The organism is Dyella acidisoli (assembly GCF_030160295.1).
Lineage (GTDB): Bacteria > Pseudomonadota > Gammaproteobacteria > Xanthomonadales > Rhodanobacteraceae > Dyella_B > Dyella_B acidisoli.
Genome location: NZ_BSOB01000057.1, coordinates 59,879 through 60,200, shown reverse-complemented (window position 1 = coordinate 60,200; position 322 = coordinate 59,879). Strand labels below are relative to the sequence as shown.

The following is a 322-nucleotide window of genomic DNA, read 5'->3' as shown; positions in this document are numbered from 1 at the left end:
AGAGACCCAATGCAAACAAGGTGGCGAACAACGTGCAACGAGCGACGAGCTTCGACATACAAGATCCCCTTCTTGGGTTGACGGTGCACCCTGCACCGATGGAACGCGCAATTTGTCTAATCCATCCACGGCATCAGTGGAGTTGCGACCCGAAAATTGTCGGATCGGTGCATATCCCGACTTCGCCTTGCGCACTGCCGGCGGCGTCACTGACCTGGATGTATGTGATATCACCGACAACGAACGTGTATGCGTGGTAATGCGGATTGACGCTGACATCTGTTGCATTTGGCCAAGCCTGGCCGAGGCCTTGTGTCGGCGC

At 55.9% G+C, this 322-nt stretch carries 1 pseudogene; it reads right to left on the bottom strand.

Features of this window, described 5'->3' with window-relative positions:
• Positions 1–133 precede the first annotated feature (133 nt).
• A pseudogene (locus QQJ86_RS20495) lies at positions 134–322 on the bottom strand (hypothetical protein); the annotation flags it as partial.